This is a genomic window from Paraburkholderia lycopersici, assembly GCF_900096975.1.
GTDB lineage: Bacteria > Pseudomonadota > Gammaproteobacteria > Burkholderiales > Burkholderiaceae > Paraburkholderia > Paraburkholderia lycopersici.
Genome location: NZ_FMYQ01000008.1, coordinates 166,944 through 184,451, shown reverse-complemented (window position 1 = coordinate 184,451; position 17,508 = coordinate 166,944). Strand labels below are relative to the sequence as shown.

21 protein-coding genes are annotated in these 17,508 nt (G+C 63.6%); 8 read left to right on the top strand and 13 right to left on the bottom strand.

Translation table 11 applies throughout. The features are described 5' to 3' along the window. The first annotated feature begins 8 nt into the window (after positions 1 to 8). The gene (locus tag BLU17_RS11600) at positions 9 to 200 is read left to right on the top strand and encodes a hypothetical protein (protein WP_091996864.1); all 192 of its coding nucleotides are present in this window, start codon (positions 9 to 11) and stop codon (positions 198 to 200) included. A 43-nt stretch (positions 201 to 243) separates the two neighbouring features. Here BLU17_RS11600 and BLU17_RS34230 read toward each other — a convergent pair whose 3' ends face one another. The 7 genes from BLU17_RS34230 to BLU17_RS11565 form a co-directional block, all read right to left on the bottom strand. Next, complete coding sequence (locus tag BLU17_RS34230; protein WP_281247810.1) at positions 244 to 759, bottom strand: helix-turn-helix transcriptional regulator; 516 nt, start codon at positions 757 to 759, stop codon at positions 244 to 246. Positions 760 to 1,130: 371 nt separating this feature from the next. Next, a complete protein-coding gene (gene ggt, locus BLU17_RS11590; protein WP_091996862.1) occupies positions 1,131 to 2,861 on the bottom strand; it encodes a gamma-glutamyltransferase in 1,731 nt (576 codons plus the stop codon). Positions 2,862 to 3,016: 155 nt separating this feature from the next. Further along, positions 3,017 to 4,420 carry an MFS transporter gene (locus BLU17_RS11585; RefSeq protein ID WP_091996908.1) on the bottom strand — a complete coding sequence of 468 codons (1,404 nt, stop codon included), beginning with the start codon at positions 4,418 to 4,420 and terminating at the stop codon, positions 3,017 to 3,019. A 205-nt stretch (positions 4,421 to 4,625) separates the two neighbouring features. Then, the gene (locus BLU17_RS11580) at positions 4,626 to 5,405 is read right to left on the bottom strand and encodes a phosphocholine cytidylyltransferase family protein (protein WP_091996861.1); all 780 of its coding nucleotides are present in this window, start codon (positions 5,403 to 5,405) and stop codon (positions 4,626 to 4,628) included. A 26-nt stretch (positions 5,406 to 5,431) separates the two neighbouring features. Then, positions 5,432 to 6,442: a flippase-like domain-containing protein gene (locus tag BLU17_RS11575; RefSeq protein WP_091996860.1), complete on the bottom strand. Its 1,011-nt coding sequence runs from the start codon at positions 6,440 to 6,442 to the stop codon at positions 5,432 to 5,434. Beyond that, positions 6,439 to 7,251 (bottom strand): 2OG-Fe(II) oxygenase, encoded by an 813-nt coding sequence (locus BLU17_RS11570; RefSeq protein ID WP_091996859.1) that lies wholly within the window; start codon positions 7,249 to 7,251, stop codon positions 6,439 to 6,441. The genes BLU17_RS11575 and BLU17_RS11570 overlap by 4 nt, the downstream gene beginning before the upstream one ends. Then, positions 7,248 to 7,949, bottom strand: coding sequence for a CDP-alcohol phosphatidyltransferase family protein (locus tag BLU17_RS11565; protein WP_091996858.1), 702 nt, complete (start codon positions 7,947 to 7,949; stop codon positions 7,248 to 7,250). Before BLU17_RS11565 ends, BLU17_RS11570 begins: the two co-directional genes overlap by 4 nt. Before the next feature lie 218 nt (positions 7,950 to 8,167). On the opposite strand from BLU17_RS11565, the gene BLU17_RS11560 reads away from it, so the two are divergent. Further along, positions 8,168 to 8,602 carry a hypothetical protein gene (locus tag BLU17_RS11560; RefSeq protein ID WP_091996907.1) on the top strand — a complete coding sequence of 145 codons (435 nt, stop codon included), beginning with the start codon at positions 8,168 to 8,170 and terminating at the stop codon, positions 8,600 to 8,602. A gap of 9 nt (positions 8,603 to 8,611) precedes the next feature. Here BLU17_RS11560 and BLU17_RS11555 read toward each other — a convergent pair whose 3' ends face one another. Both BLU17_RS11555 and BLU17_RS32325 read right to left on the bottom strand, forming a co-directional pair. Then, positions 8,612 to 9,133, bottom strand: a complete 522-nt coding sequence (locus tag BLU17_RS11555; RefSeq protein WP_091996857.1) for a hypothetical protein — start codon at positions 9,131 to 9,133, stop codon at positions 8,612 to 8,614. A 193-nt stretch (positions 9,134 to 9,326) separates the two neighbouring features. Further along, a complete protein-coding gene (locus BLU17_RS32325; RefSeq protein WP_143189232.1) occupies positions 9,327 to 9,575 on the bottom strand; it encodes a hypothetical protein in 249 nt (82 codons plus the stop codon). Positions 9,576 to 9,801: 226 nt separating this feature from the next. Between BLU17_RS32325 and BLU17_RS11550 the strand changes: the two genes are divergently transcribed. The 3 genes from BLU17_RS11550 to BLU17_RS11540 all read left to right on the top strand — a co-directional run bounded on the left by BLU17_RS11550 (position 9,802) and on the right by BLU17_RS11540 (position 12,207). Beyond that, positions 9,802 to 10,968, top strand: coding sequence for a porin (locus tag BLU17_RS11550; protein WP_091996856.1), 1,167 nt, complete (start codon positions 9,802 to 9,804; stop codon positions 10,966 to 10,968). A 255-nt stretch (positions 10,969 to 11,223) separates the two neighbouring features. Continuing rightward, positions 11,224 to 11,580, top strand: coding sequence for a sugar ABC transporter ATPase (locus BLU17_RS11545; RefSeq protein ID WP_091996855.1), 357 nt, complete (start codon positions 11,224 to 11,226; stop codon positions 11,578 to 11,580). A gap of 120 nt (positions 11,581 to 11,700) precedes the next feature. Further along, positions 11,701 to 12,207, top strand: coding sequence for a metal-dependent hydrolase (locus BLU17_RS11540; RefSeq protein ID WP_091996854.1), 507 nt, complete (start codon positions 11,701 to 11,703; stop codon positions 12,205 to 12,207). Between the two features lie 148 nt (positions 12,208 to 12,355). On the opposite strand, the gene BLU17_RS11535 is transcribed toward BLU17_RS11540, so the two are convergent. Then, complete coding sequence (locus BLU17_RS11535) at positions 12,356 to 12,559, bottom strand: DUF6900 domain-containing protein (protein ID WP_091996853.1); 204 nt, start codon at positions 12,557 to 12,559, stop codon at positions 12,356 to 12,358. A gap of 322 nt (positions 12,560 to 12,881) precedes the next feature. Between BLU17_RS11535 and BLU17_RS11530 the strand changes: the two genes are divergently transcribed. After that, a complete protein-coding gene (locus BLU17_RS11530) occupies positions 12,882 to 13,544 on the top strand; it encodes a helix-turn-helix domain-containing protein (RefSeq protein ID WP_091996852.1) in 663 nt (220 codons plus the stop codon). Between the two features lie 23 nt (positions 13,545 to 13,567). Here the strand turns inward: BLU17_RS11530 and pcaQ are convergent, their stop codons facing one another. Beyond that, on the bottom strand, positions 13,568 to 14,590 hold the full coding sequence (gene pcaQ / locus BLU17_RS11525; protein ID WP_091996851.1) for a pca operon transcription factor PcaQ: 1,023 nt from the start codon (positions 14,588 to 14,590) through the stop codon (positions 13,568 to 13,570). Positions 14,591 to 14,734: 144 nt separating this feature from the next. Between pcaQ and pcaH the strand changes: the two genes are divergently transcribed. Together pcaH and pcaG are read left to right on the top strand one after the other, a co-directional pair. Continuing rightward, positions 14,735 to 15,439 carry a protocatechuate 3,4-dioxygenase subunit beta gene (gene pcaH, locus BLU17_RS11520; protein ID WP_091996850.1) on the top strand — a complete coding sequence of 235 codons (705 nt, stop codon included), beginning with the start codon at positions 14,735 to 14,737 and terminating at the stop codon, positions 15,437 to 15,439. Between the two features lie 3 nt (positions 15,440 to 15,442). Further along, entirely contained in the window at positions 15,443 to 16,030 is a 588-nt protein-coding gene (gene pcaG, locus BLU17_RS11515) for a protocatechuate 3,4-dioxygenase subunit alpha (RefSeq protein ID WP_091996849.1), read from the top strand. A 203-nt stretch (positions 16,031 to 16,233) separates the two neighbouring features. Here the strand turns inward: pcaG and BLU17_RS11510 are convergent, their stop codons facing one another. Next, on the bottom strand, positions 16,234 to 16,812 hold the full coding sequence (locus BLU17_RS11510) for an NnrU family protein (protein WP_091996848.1): 579 nt from the start codon (positions 16,810 to 16,812) through the stop codon (positions 16,234 to 16,236). A 345-nt stretch (positions 16,813 to 17,157) separates the two neighbouring features. After that, entirely contained in the window at positions 17,158 to 17,388 is a 231-nt protein-coding gene (locus BLU17_RS11505) for an H-NS histone family protein (protein ID WP_091996847.1), read from the bottom strand. Positions 17,389 to 17,508: the final 120 nt, after the last annotated feature.

The following is a 17,508-nucleotide window of genomic DNA, read 5'->3' as shown; positions in this document are numbered from 1 at the left end:
AGAAAGCCATGACAGACAACGAACTCGACACTGTCTACACGCATCTGTGCAAGACCATGACCGGCCTCGGCGAAGCCAACGGTCCGCTCTTCCTCGCGCGCTTCGCGCTGCTCACGATCGAACGGATCGGCAATGCGCAAACCTGCCTCGGCTTGATCGATGCGGCCGGCGAAAACGTTTCGGCGGACGTGCCGAAATAATCCGCAGCACGGCGCCCGTCTCCGCGGCGGGCGCGAGCGCGCCTCAGCGCGGCAGCGGCTGCACGAGCCGCACGAGCCGCGACCGGTTGCTGACGCCGAGTTTCTGGAACGAGCGATCGAGATGGGTGCGCACGGTCGTATAGGAAATCCCGAGCCGCTCCGCAATTTCCTTGTCCAGCAGCCCTTCCACCACAAGCGAGACGACGTCGCGCTCGCGCCGCGTCAGGCGGCTGAACGCTTCGCTCCCCGCAGCGGGCGCGCTGCTCATCGTGGCTTCGAAAAGACCGGCCTGAGCTCGCGAACGCGCCAACGCGGCCGTGAAAGCCGGTCGCACCAGATCGAACAAGGCTCGTTCGCGACCGGAAAAACGCTCGCGCTGCGCGCCGCGCGAAATGAACAGGTGGCCCAGGTTCTCTTCGCCCGACCAGACGAACAGTTTCGTCCCACTGCGCAGGCCGTCGGCACGCAGAAGATCCAGCATCCGGCGCCCCACCTCGAAGCGCAGCACATCCTCGGGCATCGCATGATCGGCCAGCAGCTTGAAGACGTCGGCGATCAACGCGAGTTCGCGGCTCGTCAGGTCCATGCTCGGGGGCGATGAAAGGTTGGCTGGCACGCCAGGCTGTCGGCGCGATTCAAGGCGCAAGTCACGGCGCAATCGTCAGAGCTTAGTGACCTCGCCCGACGAATTCAATATGAAACGCGAAGGCAAAAAGAAAATGGGGCGGCTCGCGCCACCCCAAGAAAAACACACGCCGGCAAAGGGCTGTCTTCCGCCGGAGGTTGCATAGTACGCGACGAAATGGCACACGGCATCCCCAATATTGAGGACAAACGCTCATTCCATGCAAACTTTCGGCCCCTCAAAGCCGATTGCCTGTACGAAACGATTTGCCGTTATGCGCGGCGCATCGTTTCGCACGTGGCGAGTTACTGGATCACGCGCGACACGCCGCGGCCGCGCGGATCGGAAACCGCCTCAGGCGTGTCGCCATCGATGCGGATCGCCTGAATGTCGCCATTGAAGTTCTGCCCCTTCAGCACGTAACCCTTGGCCTCGACCTGCTTCGCGAGATCGCCGTCGATCGGCTGGTACGGCTCCCAGAAAATCGTGTTGGGCGGCAGCAACTGGTGGTGGAAGCGCATTGCCGCCACCGCGTCCTTCAACGGCATGTTGAAGTCGTAATTGTTGTTGATGACCTGGAAGATCGAGGTGAAGATGCGCGAGCCGCCCGGCGTGCCGATCACGAGCGCCACCTTGCCGTCCTTCGTGAGAATGGTCGGCGTCATCGACGAAAGCGGGCGCTTCTTCGGCGCGATGGCGTTCGCGTCGCTGCCCACCACGCCGAACATGTTCGGCACGCCCGGCTTGGACGAAAAGTCGTCCATCTCGTCGTTGAGCACGATGCCCGCGCCCGGCACGACCACGCCCGAACCGAAGTAGCCGTTGATCGTGTAGGTGCTGGACACCGCGTTGCCCCACTTGTCGACCACCGAGAAGTGCGTCGTTTCCGCTTTCTCCGGCATCGAGGTGCCGAGGCCCGGCTGCACGCTCTTCGTGTCCGAAGGCTTGTCGGGATCGACCTCGGCGGCGCGCTTCGCGAGGTAGGCGTCGTCGGTGAGCTGCGCGACCGGCACCTTGTAGAAGTCGGGGTCGCCGAGATACTGCGCGCGATCCGCGAACACGCGCTTCTCGATCTCCGAAATCAGGTGGATGTACTGCGGCGAGTTGAGCGGTACGTCCTTGAACTGCGGCGCGAGCATCGCCTTCATCTTGAGCAGTTGCACGAGACCGACACCCCCTGAGCTCGGGGGCGGCGCGGTGATGACCTCGTAGCCGTTCCATTTCGCCTCGACCGGCTGGCGCCACACCGCCTTGTATTCCTGCAGGTCGCGCTTCGTGATGAGGCCATGGCCCTTCATCGACGCGGCGATCAGGTCGGCGGTCTTGCCGTCGTAGAAGTCCTTCGCGCCCTGGTTCGCAATGCGCGTGAGCACGTTGGCGAGATCGGGCTGCCTGAACGTCACGCCTTCCTTCAAGTCGCCGAAGTACTGGTCGAAGTTGGTCTTGCCGCCGAATTCCTTCGAGGCGTCCTCGCGCCGCTTCGCGAGTTGCTCGTCCACGACGAAGCCGTCGCGCGCGTACCGGATGGCGGGCGCGAGCACCTGCTTCCAAGGCAGCTTGCCGAAACGCTTCTGGGCTTCCCACATGCCTTCCACGGTGCCGGGCACGCCCACCGCGTCGTAGCCATAAAGGCTCTTCCCTTCGATCACGTTGCCCTTGTCGTCGAGATACATCGTGCGCGTGGCGGCGAGCGGCGCGCGCTCGCGATAGTCGAGGAAGTACGGTTTGCCGTTTACGTAGAGCGTCATGAACCCGCCGCCGCCGATATTGCCGGCTTCCGGGTAGGTCACGGCGAGCGAGAAAGCGATCGCGACGGCCGCGTCGACCGCGTTGCCGCCCTCCTTGAAGATCTGCTCGGCGGCGTCGGCCGCGTACTTGTCGGCAACGGCCACCGCCGACGCATTCAGGACCGCCGGGCGTTGCTGCGTATCCTTTGCAAAGGCCGGCGTGGCTTCGAGAAAGCCCGCGGACAGCGCGGAAAGCGCGAGCAGTGCGAGAGCGGCAGCGGAAATTTTCGTTTTTTCAACCAGCTTCATTGAGTTCGTCCTCCATGATTCGGTTCATCGGCCTACCTGTTACCTGCTTTGGCGGCTTTGGGCTCCGCTTTGGCCTTATAGCATGCTCACAAATCGTTTGCGATCCGGCCATCCGCGGATACCGCGCCGGTGCGGTGCGGGAGTCCCGCGCCAGATCACGCCTTGCCGCGCCGCCCGCGCGCAATCTCGTCGCCGGCGTTCGCCGGCAGGCGCATCGTCACCGGAATCGACGCCACCGAAAAGAGCCCCACCACGAGGAACGCCGGCCAGAAGTCGGACCAGACGATCGTCGAATGCCCTTGCACGCGATGCGAAATCTGCAGCACGATGCCGGCGATCGTCACGCCGAGGCCGAGCGATACCTGCTGGATCACGCTGGCCACGCTCGTGGCGCGGCCGATGTCGCGGGTCGGGATATCGGCGTACGCGAGCGAGTTGAGGCCGGTGAATTGCAACGAAGGGAAGATCCCGCCCGCGAGCACGATGAGCCAGATGAGCCACACCGGCGTGCCCGGCGAAAACGCCCCGCATATCGCGATGGCCGTGCCAGCCAGCGCCGCGTTGACCATCAGCGTGCGGCGAAAACCGAAGCGCCCTAGCACCCGCGAGACGATCGCCTTCATGAAGATCGAGCCGAACGCCGATGCGCAAGTGATGGCGCCGGACGCGAAGGCCGTCATGCCGAGCCCTTCCTGCAGCGTGAGCGGTAACAAAAACGGCACGGCGCCGAGCCCGATGCGAAACAGCGAGCCGCCCGCCACGCTCGCGTTGAAAGTCGGAATGCGCAGAAACCGGAGATCGAGCACGGGCCGCCCGGCTCGTTGTGCATACAACCAGTACGCCGCCAGTAGCAGCGCGCCGGCCACGCACATCGTCAGCGCTGTCGCGCCGGAAACGAGTTCGCCGCCCACGAGCGAGAGGCCGAGCATGAAGAGCGACGCACCGCCCGCCGAAAGCACGAAGCCGAACCAGTCGAGCCGCCCCGGATGCTCCTCGTGCATGTTCGCGATATGCCGGTTCGCGAGCCAGATGCCTAGCACGCCGATCGGAATGTTGATGAAGAAAATCAGCCGCCAGTGCAGATACGTGGTGATGAAGCCGCCGAGCGGCGGCCCGACGACCGGACCGAGCAGCGCGGGCACGGTGAGATAGTTCACCGCGCGGATGAAGTCCGACTTCGGCAGCGAGCGGAAGATGATGATGCGGCCCACGGGCACCATCATCGCGCCGCCGATGCCTTGCACGAAGCGCGCGGCCACGAACATCCCGAGCGAGCCGGAGGCCGCGCACAACAGCGAGCCCGCCATGAAGATGCCGATGGCGGTGCGAAACACGTTGCGCGAACCGAAGCGATCAGCAACCCAGCCGCAAATCGGTATGAATACGCCGAGGCCGATCACGTAGCTCGTGACGGCCAGCTTGAGTGTGATGGGGTCCTGGCCGAGATCGCGGGCCAGCGCGGGAAGCGATGTGACGATGACCGTCCCGTCCACGTTCTCCATGAACATCGAGCACGCGACAATGAGCGGAACGATGAAAGCGCCGAGGGCTAGTGGCATGGGCAGGAACGACAATCAGCGGGGCTGACGGCGTAAAGCTGCCATTATGGCACTGTGTTGCAGAAAACGGGAACCCGGCAACAGATGAAGCGGCGCCTGGATGAAGCCGGCGCGCGCGCCGCCAAAACAAAAACCGCGAAACCCGCCGCCGCACAAAGGCGGCGACAGACCTCGCGGCCTGATCGCGCGAAAAACGTCGAGCCGGTCAGACGGCCGTCTGCTTCACGCGGCTCACCACAGGACGCAGTTGCGGCAGCACCTGTTCTGCGGCACGCGTCACGTCGTTGGGGAAATCGATTTCGATCCACGGCGCACCGGTCACGTCGGCCGTTTCGAACTCGTTGCCGCGCTCGAGCAGCAGGTCGCGCAGCGCTTCTTCGTGCGGCAGGTTCGCGCGGCCCGTGTCGACATAACCTTCGACGATTTGCGCGAAGCGGCGCGCCGTCGCCTCGTTCAGGCGGAAGAAGCCGACCGACTCGCCAATCGTGTCGTATTGCAGACCGACCGCCAGCTGCTTGCGCAGCTCGACGGGCACGCCGTCGCGCAGGCACAGCTTGACGGGCTCGTCGCCGGCTTCGAAGTCGCGGTCGATCAACAGGCGATTGGCCGGCACCTCGCCCGCCACGAGCGGCGCGAACACGCGTTCGTCGTAGAGCACGTCGGCGTCCATCAGCAGCACGTCGCCGCCGCGCGTGAGCGTCCCGGCCGTGCGATGCACTGTCAGCACGCTGCCGAGATCGAAGCGGGGGTTCAGCACGACCTCGACCTTGTGCGGCCAGCCGATGCGCTTGAGCTCGGCCTCGACCAGCTCAGGCTGGAAGCCGAGCGCGAGCACGACCTCCGTGACGCCCGCCTCTTCCAGCAATTGCAGATGGCGTTCGAGCAGCGTCACGCCCTCGAACTGCAGCAGACATTTCGGAAACTGTTCTCCAGCGCGTTGCTGAAGGCGCAGGCCGAGACCTGCCGCGAGAATGATGGCGCGCATGCGCAAGCGTTCCTTGGGAAAAAATATCAATCGGCGACTTCGACAGCGGGCACGCGCGGGGCGCGCCGGCGTTGCCAGCTACGTTCGCTGAAATGCAGGTACAGAAGGCCCGGCAGACCGAGCAGGATTTCGCGCGCACGCTTGGCGAGCGAGAGCGCGAGCGCCGCCTCGGGCGGCAGGCCGACGAGCGGCGCAAGCAGCAGGTAACCGCCCTCCTGCACGCCGAGCGAGCCGGGAATGGCAAAGGCCGCGCCACGAATGGCCTGGCCGATGCTCTCGAGCAAAAGCGCATCGATCCAGCCCACGGGATGGCCGAGGAAGCGCAGCGCGAGCCACACTTCCGCGGTACCCACGAGCCAGCCCAAAAGACTCAGCGCGAAGCTCGCCGCGGCGCGGCCACGCTGGTCGTAAAGCGATTTGACGGCGACGTCGATGGCATCGGCGCGCGTGGCGAGCGCGGACCAGTCGCGCTTGCCGAACACCTTCGAAACGAGACGCAACGCGCGCCCGAACAGGCCGCGGCGCTGCGCGACATAGAACAGTGCGATCAGGCCGCCGAGCACGGCTGTCGCGATCAGCGCGGCAATACCGAGGTCGCGCGGCGCGTCGTTCGCGGCGTAGACCGAAAAGAGCGCGATGCCGAATACCGCGAAAACGATCTGCGCGACCGCCTGCAGCGTGGTGCTGACCGTGATGGCCGCGGCCGCGTCGCGCATGGCCATGCCACGTTGCGCGAGCTGGCGCACCATCGCCACGGGCCCGCCGATCTGGCCGGCGGGCAGCAGACTGTTGACGGATTCGGCGGTCCAGCGCGCGAGCAGCGCGTCGCGCTGGTCGAGGCGTGCGCCCTTGCCGAAGAGCACGGCGATCGCCCCTGCGTCGAGTGCGAGCGGCACGACATGGAACGCCGCCACGAGCACAAGCCCCCAGCCGGCGGCCGCGAGCGCGCCCGTCACCGAGCCGAGGCCCTGCCACGCGAGCAGCGCGATGAAGAGTGCCGTGCCGATCGACAGCAGCAGAATGGCGGCACGGTTCACACCTTGCCTCCGAACGCCTTGCGGAACACCTGGCGAAAGCCAAAGTAGGCAATGGCGTCCTTCATGTTCGAGATGAAGCGCCGCCACGGGCGCATGTTCGGGTCCGTCACATATTCGAGCGTGAGCGAGACGCGCATTTCGCCTTCCAGGCTCGGCGTCACGCGGTGGCGCAGCTTGTCGCCGTCGAACAGGATGAGCGCGCCCGGCGGGTACTGCACCGAGCCCGGAACGTCGGCCTTGTTCGGGTCTTTCGTGTGCAGTTCGTAGTCGAGCTTGCACGACGAGTTGTCGATCACGCCGAACAGCACCGTGTAGCGGCGGCCGTCGTAGTACGACGTATCGTAATGCCAGCCGATATGGTCGCCGGCGCGCGTGTAGTAATAGAGCGCATAGGCGTGCGGGTCGTCTTCAGGCGAAAGCTGAAGGCGGTCGCCGGTGATCTTCTCGAGCCACGCGATCAACCGCGGCGAGCGGTAAAGCTCGGCGATGTACGGCGCGAGGCGGTCGATGGTGTGACGGCTCACGCTGCCGCCCGCCTTGTGCCCCGGCAGGTAGTTGCGATTGACTTCGGGAAGCAGCGCATTGGCCGCGTCGATCAACTGTTGCGTCGCGTCGGCGGGCAGGAATTCGGAGAGATACAGGAACGAGCTCTGGCTCTGGTAGTCGTCGCGCAGGCGGTCCGTGTTCAGGGCCTGCAACGCGCGGTCAATTGCGTCTTCCGGTCCGGCGGCCGCCACGGCGCGCGCGGGGCTGCCGGCCCCCCGGACAGGAAGCGTTACGACACGTTCTTCTTCTGCTTGTAAGCTCATCGGCTGATCCACACCTGACTGGTTTGCTTGCCGGGGCGCATGCGGCGCATCACGCGCACATAGTCGATTACGACCCAGATCGCGAACAGCGGCGCCCCAATAGAAGCCGCGATGATGAACGGCGAGACGACACCCGTCAGCGTGACAAGGGGTAGCAGATACAGCACGTCCTCGGTTTCGAAGCCGCCGACAAAAGCCTGTTGCGTTCCCGCCTTGCCGGCCATTTCCTCGATGCGCATGCGCAAGAAAAAGATCACGGCGACGGCCACGCCAGCGATGCCGCCAAGCGCGGCCGGCGGCACGCGCCATTCGGCGCCCGTGGCCGCAGCCATGGCGCCGAGCCCGCAGCCCATGCCGAGGAACAGCAGGACGGTGACGAGCGCGTCGGCTGCGAGATCGTAGAAATGGCCAATGCGGCTGGTTTTGCCGCTGATACGGGCCAGCTCGCCGTCGGTATGATCAACAAAATTCGACAAAACGATCAGAAATGCGCCAATATTGACGTGCAAAAAATTGCCGCGCGCCAGGAAGAATGCGCCGGCAACGCCGATCAGAAGTCGCAGTGTGGTCAGGTGATTCGGGGTGACGCGCGTAGGGACGAGCGGCGTCACGAGCCAGCGCGCCGCGCGCGCGTCCCAGGTGCGCGGCAACGGCACCGCCCGCGGAGCCGCTTTTACAGATTTGTCTTTTCCAGTCATAACCGGGAAATATATACGGCTTCCAGAAAACTTGCAGGTTTTCCGACGTTCAGGCACCAGCGACCTTACGCCATGTAAGATACGGCGCCGATCGAAGTCCCGCAGCGCCGCGAGCGAACTTGCCCGAACACGCGTAGAGTGCAACCCTTCGCGCCGGCCCGGTCGTTGTGCGGCCGCGGCATTCCGGCTCCGGCGCACGCACTTTCGCCATGTATTCAATGAAACGTTTTTCCTTCATCGCCCTTTTCCTCGCTATCCTGCCGTTTCTCGCCGGCAACGCTCGCGCCGCCGCCATCGAAGACTCACTGACCTGCAACGAGTCCGCACACGAGTTCATCTCGGGGCTGATCGCCCGAAAGCTGATCGATCCCAAGCCCATGAAAGTCGAAAGCAACTCGATCAACGCGTTCTGGCCCGCGCGCGGCCAGCACATGACCGCCTACGGCTTCAGCGTGTTCGCAGTGGTCGGCTTCCAGAAGGACGACCCGCTCTTCCAGACCGGGGACGGCAAGCCCATCGCGGCTTCGGCCTACGGGGCCGTCGTGGTCGGCACCCAGGCAAATGTGCAGGCCGCCCTCACGGCGGCGGGCAATGCCGCCATCGTCCATCACGCTGGGCCGCTCCTCACCGCTATTTTTTGCCAGCAGGACTGAGGCCGAAAGCTATTCGACGCGCCCAAAGCCGTCCTCGGCCCAAGCCTCGGCTCGCGCCTTCGTCAGCTTGAAGTTCGGCGCGACGCGCGCCTGGGCGAGCTGCCCCCCAAACGCGTCGAGCGCGCTGAGCAGCGCATAGGGCTCGTACTCATCGGGCACGATGTCGAGCGTCACGTCCACGTCGCCGTTGGCCGTCTGCACGCTCACGCGCTTGTGCAGCAGCGCGCGCAGTTGCTGTTCGTGGCGGCGCAGCACCTCGGAGGCGGTCTTCACGAGCGTATTGAACGCCGACGTATCGAGCGGCTTGGGATTCTTCTTGTCGCGGCCCATGGTCCATGGGCCTACCAGCGCGGGTTCCGGCTCCCCGTCCTTGATCATTTCGACGGCCCAGCCGTCGTCGTCCTCATTTTTGATCACGCGAGCCGTCCAGCCGTCCTTGCGCCACAGACGCGCTTCCTGAATCACCTCGGCTTCGGCGGCGGGGTCATCGGTGGAGAAATCGGGGGCGGCTGAGGGTGGGGAATCGGTCATGGCGAGGCTTTCATCGGGTTCTGCGAGGCTTGCCCGTCGCCGGGCAAGGGCAAGATTCTACCCGGATCGCCGCGCACACCGGGCACTGCGCCCGTGAGCCTGCCCCATTCCGATTATCCCCACTCCAAATCCGATATCGGCAGGCGATTTTTATTCTTGCGATTTTCGTAACGCACCATTCCATGGTGCACAGTCAATTAATATTGATTTTCGTAAAAAAAAACGCGGCCCGAGAGCCGCGTAAAAACAGATGAAAAAAGACCACCCTTGGTCGAGGGCTGAAGAAATTGTAGCGCCGCGTAACGCTGCTGTTCAGACCGGGATCTGGAACAGTACCTTCCACAAAACAGCGAGAATCGTACTTGAAAAAAACAGACATCCGCGCTATGGCAATCTCCGCGCGGATTTGCCGCACCGTGGCGAGCACACAACGGATTTTCATGGCGTCACATTTTGCCGCACCAGATAATCAAATAAAAACTTCTTTATATGCAACAACTTACCGCAATTGATGCTGATTCCGAAATGAGGTATCGCCATTATTGCGGCGATCAGGGTGAATCCCCGAAATCACGGGCTTAAACTTCGTGGCGAATCAACAGAACACGAAACCGATTTCCAGAATATTCGGGCGTGAGATCTACCCCAGTACTGACCGGAGAAAAAGCATGAAAAAAACCCTTATCCTCGCTGGCGTTCTCAGTGCATTTGCAATGAGCGCGCACGCGCAAAGCAGCGTGACTCTGTATGGCTCGCTGGATGCCGGCATTGCCTATGCCAACAATGCCGCTGGTCACAGCGCATGGCTGCAAAATAGCGGTGGCCTGTCGTACAACTACTTCGGCCTGCGTGGCGCCGAAGACCTCGGCGGCGGCCTGAAGGCGATCTTCAAGTTGGAAAGCGGCTTCAACCTGAACAACGGCAGGTTCAACCAGAACAACACCATCTTCAACCGTCAGGCATACGTTGGTCTGCAAAGCGACCAGTTCGGTACGGTGACCCTCGGCCGTCAATATGACTCCGTCGTCGATTATCTGGCACCGCTGTCGCTGGAAGGCGCCGGCCCCGGCGCCAACCTGGCCGGCCACCCGTTCGATAACGACAACCTCTCGTCGACGTTCTCGCTCAACAACGCTGTCAAGTACTCGAGCGCGAACTACGCCGGCTTTGAATTCGGCGGCCTGTACAGCTTCAGTAACACTCCGGGCGACTTCGCGAACGGTCGCGCGTGGAGCGTCGGCGGCAAGTACAGTTATGGTCCGTTGAACGTCGCTGCTGCCTATACACAGCAGAACAACAACAATCCGAACGCCATCAATTCGGCCGGCGCAACGGCGGGTAACACGAATATCCAGGCCCGCCTGCAGCGCACCTTCGGTGTCGGCGCCAACTACGCGTTCGGTCCGGCAGCAGTCGGCTTCGTGTGGACGCACGCGCAGATCGATGGCCTCGGCGGCCTCAGCAGCGGCGGCGTGGCACTGGGCGGCATCAACAGCGGCCTGAACCTGCACCTCGACAACTTCGAACTCAACGGCGCATACCACCTGACCCCGGCTCTCGCCATGATCGGCTCGTACACGTACACCGACGGCACCGTGAGCGGCACGAGCGGCGGCAACCAGTCGCCGAAGTGGCACACCGTCGTCCTCGGCACGGACTATTCGCTCAGCAAGCGTACCGACGTGTACCTGGCTGGCGTGTACCAGCACGCTTCGGGTTATCTGGGCGATGCAGACGGCGCTCCGGTTGCGAACGTGGCAGCCATCAACACGCTGCCGGCGTCGTCGACGAACAACCAGATCGCCGCCACGGTCGGTCTGCGTCACCGCTTCTAATCGCTACGGCGATCGGGCAGACGGCGCGATCCGCCGTTCCGCCCAACCCTCGCACACGCACATGCGGCATAACCGCATGTGCGTTTTTTTTGCGCGTTTCCTTTCATGGGTATCTGTTTCCAGCCGGCTGGCATGACGCCTCGGCGCTTTCTCTCGCCGCGCCATCTCGCTGTTTCATCTTTTTACGTCTCGCGGCACGGCTGCGTGCGTATACTTCCCGGCATTCGCCCTCGCACGTTGCTTGACCTGCCACTCATGAATACGCCCCTTCGACGCCTCCTCGCCGCAACCCCGCTCGCACTCATCGCCGCATGCGGATCGGCGCCGCCGTCCGGCACCGCATCGAACAGCGAGCCGATGATCTACGCTTCGTCGGCGCGTTCGGCGGCTTCCGTCGCGAACTGCCTCGAAGGCCGCCTCCCGCGCGTACACACGTCGCGTGACGGCAATACGACCGAGTTGAGCGTGGGCTCGCGCTCCGACGCGTCGTACGTCGTCACGCTCACGCCAAACGGCCACGGCTCGGTGATTCGCGTGACGTACGGTGCTTCCGCATCGAACGATCCGCCCGAAGAAGAACTGCGCTTCGATGTCGCGCGCTGCACGACCTGACGCGCTGACGCTGTCCGGCGCGGCAGTGCGCGCCGCACGATAAACCGCGTATTGCCCCTGTCATAAAGGCGACACATCTGCGAAGATTGCGCCCCCTTCGACTTCGCAATACTCCGCTTCATGGCATCAGGCACCGCACACCACGCGACGGGTTGGGCCGCCGGCGTCATCGCCGCCGCGATCGTCACGCATCAGGGCGCCGACAGCCCATGGCATCTTTGCGCCGCGCTCGCTTTCGTGGCAGGCGTCGCGGGCGGATCGGCGCCCGACTGGCTCGAAGTGGCGTGGTGGCGCAAGAAGCGGCGCCTCTGGATCACCCATCGCACACTCACGCACTGGGGCATCGGCTGGTGCTCGCTGCTCCTGTGGTCGTTTCACACGCTGGGGCATTTTCCTGTCGCGGCGCCCGCGTTCGGCTTTGCCTGCGGAGGCGTGATTCATCTGCTCGCCGACTGGCCCAATCCGCTTGGCGTGCCGTGGATTTTTCAGCGGCATTCACTGAACTGGTGGCGCAGCGGCCGATGCGATCTGATTGTCGTCGCCGCGTCGTGGGTGGCGGCCTGGTTTTTCGCCGTGCACGGCGTGCCGCACGACTGGTCGATCGAACCGTTGCGGCGACTGGTTTGACTCCCGTTCCATTCGCCACCGCAAGTCTTGATTTCCGCCGACGCTTCACGCATTGATCCACGGACAAGTGTTTCTTATCGTTTTTTGTAAACACAAAAAAACGGCGCCCGCTAAAGGACGCCGTCCCTGAAATTGCCTCGCGCGATATTCAGGCGCCTTGCTCGCATCCCGCGCGGCACATCCGGTAACCGACGAGAAGCCCCGCGTCATACGCCGACTCCAGCGCGCGGCCAACGTCCTCGGCATTCACGAGATGCACGTCGGCGGTAGGTTTGCCGGTCAGTTCGAAACGTTCGATGCCCAGCGTTCTTCGAGAGATTGCCAACAATAATTCAAGTCGCTCGTCATGCATTTGACTTCTCCACTTGATCCACATCATTTGATTACCATGATAAATATCAAATTCTGTGTCAGGCGCGGCGCATGGACGCATATTGAGTTTACACTCTAATATCTCATAGGAAAAATTTTAAAATATGTCAAATAATCCATCGATAGAATTTTAAATATTGTTAAATCTGCCTATTTAATTTGCCATTAATCGTCTGGTGCAGTGACCGCCGCACAGCGGCGCCGGCGGAGCTTCGTATGGCCAGTCGTTTGATATGATCGGAAACACGTCGCGCGGCCCACCTGCCAAATCTGCGCATTTCGCCAGTTCCCAAACCTCCCTCATGGACACCACGCCCAACGCTTCCGCCAGCCCGGCGACCTCCGACCTCGGCCGCCGCGTCCGCGCCGCGCGCGTCGCCCAGGACTTGACGCTCGACACGGCCAGCCGCCTGTGCGGCGTCTCACGCTCGACGTTGTCGAAAGTCGAAAACGGGTTGATGTCACCGACCTTCGACGTGCTGCAGAAGATCGTCGGCGGGCTCCGGATCGACCTGGCCGAGCTGTTCGGCCGGCCGCCCAAGCTCAATGCGGGCGGCCGCCGCGCGCTCACGCGCAGCGGCGCGGGTCAGCGCCATGCCTATCGCGGCTATCAAATGGAGCTGCTCGCCACGGATCTCGCGCACAAGGCAATGCTGCCGTTCCGCATCCGTATTACCGCGCATTCGCTCGACGCATTCGACGACTGGGGCCGCCACGAGGGCGAAGAGTTTCTCTACGTGATCAGCGGCAGCGTGTGCCTCTATTCGGAGCTTTACGCGCCCACCTACCTCGAGGCCGGCGACAGCCTCTACTTCGACAGCCGCACCGGGCACGCGGCCATTTCCACGAGCGACGAAGACGCCGAAGTACTCTGGATGGCCACGAGCGCGCGCCTGCCGGGTGTCGCGCCGGAAGCGCCGGCCACGTCGAAATCACGTTCGAAGCCCAAAGTGTCGGCTGGCTGAACCTCGCTGAATGGCTCGGTGAATCAGCGCTTCGCACCAGGCTGGCGCTTGCCAGGGCTAGCGCCAGTGGCGGCCGTGCGGGCACGCCGCGCCTTCGGCACCGCAACGCCATCCGGCAACATGTCGCGCTCGCGCGCCGCGCGCCGAACGGCCTCGATCAGCGCGCGCCCGGCGGGCGTGGGCTGCGTATCGGTCCGCTGAATCACGCCAACCGGTTCTTCGCCGCCCGCGGCAGGCAGTGGCAACCGCACCAGCGTCCCACGCCGCAGGTCGTATTCCACGGCGCCGGCGGGCACGAACCACACCGCATCATTTTGAAGCGCAAGCGCCCGCCCCACCGAAACCGAGAGCAACTCGACGAACGCCGATAGCGGCAGCGCGCCCCACGCGGCGAGCAGGCTATCCGCGGCCTGACGGATCAGCGTGCCGAACGGCGGCAGCACGAGCGGGAACGTCGCGAGCTGCGCCGGCAGCCCGGCGCCCTGCGCAAGCGGATGGCCCGCGCGCACCACCACGGCGAGCGGCTCGTTGTACAACTGCTCGAAGCTCAGGCCGACCATGCGCTCGGGATCGGCGAGACGGCCCACCGCGAAGCTGATCGCTCCCGCCTTCAGGCGCTCAAGCAGCTCCGTATTGGCGCCCGTCACGAGCCGCACGCTCACGCGCGGCCACGCCTGCCCGAAGTGACGCAACGAGCCGGGCAGCAAGGCTGTCGCCACCGTGGGCAGTACGCCGATATCGATCGTCGCCGCCACCGCGCCGTCGTCGCGCGCCAGAAGGGCCACGCCCTGGCGCAGCGCGCTCACGCAGGCGCTCGCATGCGGCATGAAAAGCTGCCCCTCGCGCGTGGGCACCGCGCCGTGACGGCCCCGCTCGAACAGCTTCACGCCCAATACCGTTTCCAGTTCGGCGATCGTCTTCGAAACCGCAGGCTGCGTGACCGAAAGACTTGCGGCAGCCTGCTGGACGCTTCCCATCTGGGCCACCGCCAAAAAACACTGTAGATGCCGGAATTTGACGCGTCCGTCCGCGAGCCGGTTTTGCATAACGAATTGTTATACGAGATGCGAAAAAACATCATTTTGCATAACTTTTCGCATTGGATAAAGTGGCTGCACCGGCTCGCACCGTATTCGCACTTCGGCGACGAGCCTCCTTCCCCAAAATCCAATCCACCGAGGAGACATCCCATGGACGAGTCCATCCTGTCGCCGCGCGACTTCGACTCGCATCCCGCGTACGTTTATCCGCCGTATCGTTCGTCGGTCAAACGCGGACCCACGCTCCCGCTCATTGCGCTGAAGGAAAAGCTGCGCAACCAGCATGCGCCCGTGTATGGCACCGACGACCTCGGCGCGCTCGATCACGATCTCACGCGCAACGCCGCGAGGAACGGCGCGCCGCTCGGCGAGCGCATCGTCGTGACGGGCCGGGTGCTCGACGAAGGCGGCAAGCCGGTACGCAACACGCTCGTGGAAATCTGGCAGGCCAACGCCGCCGGCCGCTACGTCCACAAGCAGGACCAGCACGACGCGCCTCTCGACCCGAACTTCCTCGGTGCGGGCCGCGCGATCACCGACAACGACGGCCGCTATCGCTTCCTCACGATCAAGCCGGGCGCGTATCCCTGGGGGAATCATCCGAATGCGTGGCGTCCGAATCACATCCACTTCTCGCTGTTCGGCGACTACTTCGGCTCGCGCCTCGTGACGCAGATGTATTTCCCCGGCGACCCGCTGCTCGCGTTCGACCCGATCTTCCAGGGCACGCCAGAGCACGCACGCGAACGCCTGATCTCGCGTTTCTCGCTCGACGTCACCGAAGAAGGCTTCGCACTCGGCTACGAATTCGACGTCGTGCTGCGCGGTCCGAACCAAACCCCCACGGAGCGTTGAACCATGGCACTCAAGGAAACGCCCTCGCAAACCGTCGGCCCGTACTTCGCCTACGGCCTGTGTCCGCAACAATACGATTTCGATCTGAAGAGCCTCTTCACGGCCGACGTGGCCGGGCCCGAAACGCCGGGCGAGCACATCACGCTGATCGGCCGCGTGCTCGACGGCGACGGCAACGCCGTGTTCGACGCGATGCTCGAGTTTTCGCAGGTCGACGCGAACGGCCGCTATCCGGCTTCGCGCGAGGAAATCGCGCAAAACGGCTTCCGCGGTTTTGCGCGCGTGGGCACGGGCGCGGATCCGCAACACCGCTTCGTCGTGCGCACCGTCAAGCCAGGCAGCGAGGCCGCCGGGGAAGCCCCGCATCTGAATGTGATCGTGATGATGCGCGGGATGCTCACGCACACGTTCACGCGCATTTACTTCGAAGACGAAGCCGCCGCCAACGCCGAAGACCCGGTGCTCGCCGCAGTGCCCGAAGCCCGCCGAGACACGCTCGTCGCGCGCCGCAGCGAGCAGGCCGGCAGCATCGTCTATACGTTCGACATCCGCATGCAAGGCGAATGCGAAACGGTGTTCTTCGATCTGTGATGAATCGGGGCGGGCGCGGACCGAATTGTCTGCACTTTCACACGCCTTTCATGAACTGGCCCTATGATCGTTCCACTGCGATCTGATCGCGGAACTCCGAGCCGTACCTTGCGAAGCCTGCCATGCGCAGGCTTCTTTTTTTGCGGCTCGCCTTGGGCCCGCTTGTACCTGGCCTGTACCTGGCTTGCGGCTTACCGCGCCTTTCAGCCGAGCGGCCGGACGCCGATCAGCACGCCATGCAGCCAGAAGGCGAATACGGCCCAGGCCGCGAGCCCGATCACGACGACCACGGCATCGCGCGACACCTGTGCGGGCGGATAGACGACGCCCGCCTCGCGATCGCGCCGGTTCTCGACGCGAAGCTCGATCAGCGCCCACACGAGAAAAACCGCGAAGAGCACGATGTCGTTGAGCGTGCCATTGGCGAGCAGATGCGCGAAGGCCCACACCGCGATACCCGTCACGAACGGCTGACCGAGCGCGCGCTTGAGGTGATTGCCGGGCACATATGCCGCCACGATCATGATGAAGGCGATGGCGGTGAGAAGCGCGGTAATGTGGGCCGTCCAGAAAGGCGGCAACCAGACCGGCACCGGGTAGCGGCGCGACAGGCCATAACCATGGACGGTAAGCACGATGCCCAGAATCGAGAGCACCGCGAACGCGCCTCGCCACGCTTGCGGGCCAAAGCGCTCGATCTGTGCGGCGCGCCACGGGGCGGCCACGATGCGAATCGAATGTACGCCGATGAAAATCACGAGGCCCAGCACGAGTATCGCCATGACAACCTCCCTGCCGCAGCATGAACGGAATGGGCGAGATTGTCGCGCAGCTTGATCGCGCGGCCAACCGGCGATTTCAAAAAGTCTGACGGATCACGCAGGCGCAAATGCCGCCAATTGCCAGAAGCAGCCACCAAACGTGGTCGCCGAAAGCCAATGCGTAAATCATTACGCTCCAGACTGGGGCATCAGATTACAGGGACGCGATTAATATCGGTACCGCGCCGAAAGGCATTTTAAAACCATGCTGAATAATACTGGGCGCAGCAGCAGCGCGCGTGCTTTGCGGCATGCGCCGCGAACGGTCGAACGGCAACGCCGGCGCACCTTCGTGCACTGTCGCGGCTAGCAGCGAAAATGCTCGATATCCTGTCCCGCGTGCTTATAGCGTAATAGCCAGGACGGCATTTCACCTTCGCCATTCCAGGTATTCCCGTATGCGTCGCGGTACTTCGGTAGTTTCTCGCTTTCGGCAATGGACGCTTCAAGCTCTTCGAGCGTAATGCCGTACTCTTCCATGCGGCGTCGAATCCACACGATGAGCCGTTCGCGCGCCTCTCCATCGAGGTCGAACATCGATTAATTCCTCTCGCTTCGTCAAGGGCAAGGCGCCGATACAACGATCGGCATCGAATCGTCTTCCCTGAAAAGACAAAGGCTTCGCGAGCAAACTGCGAAGCCTTGCTGCACTGATGA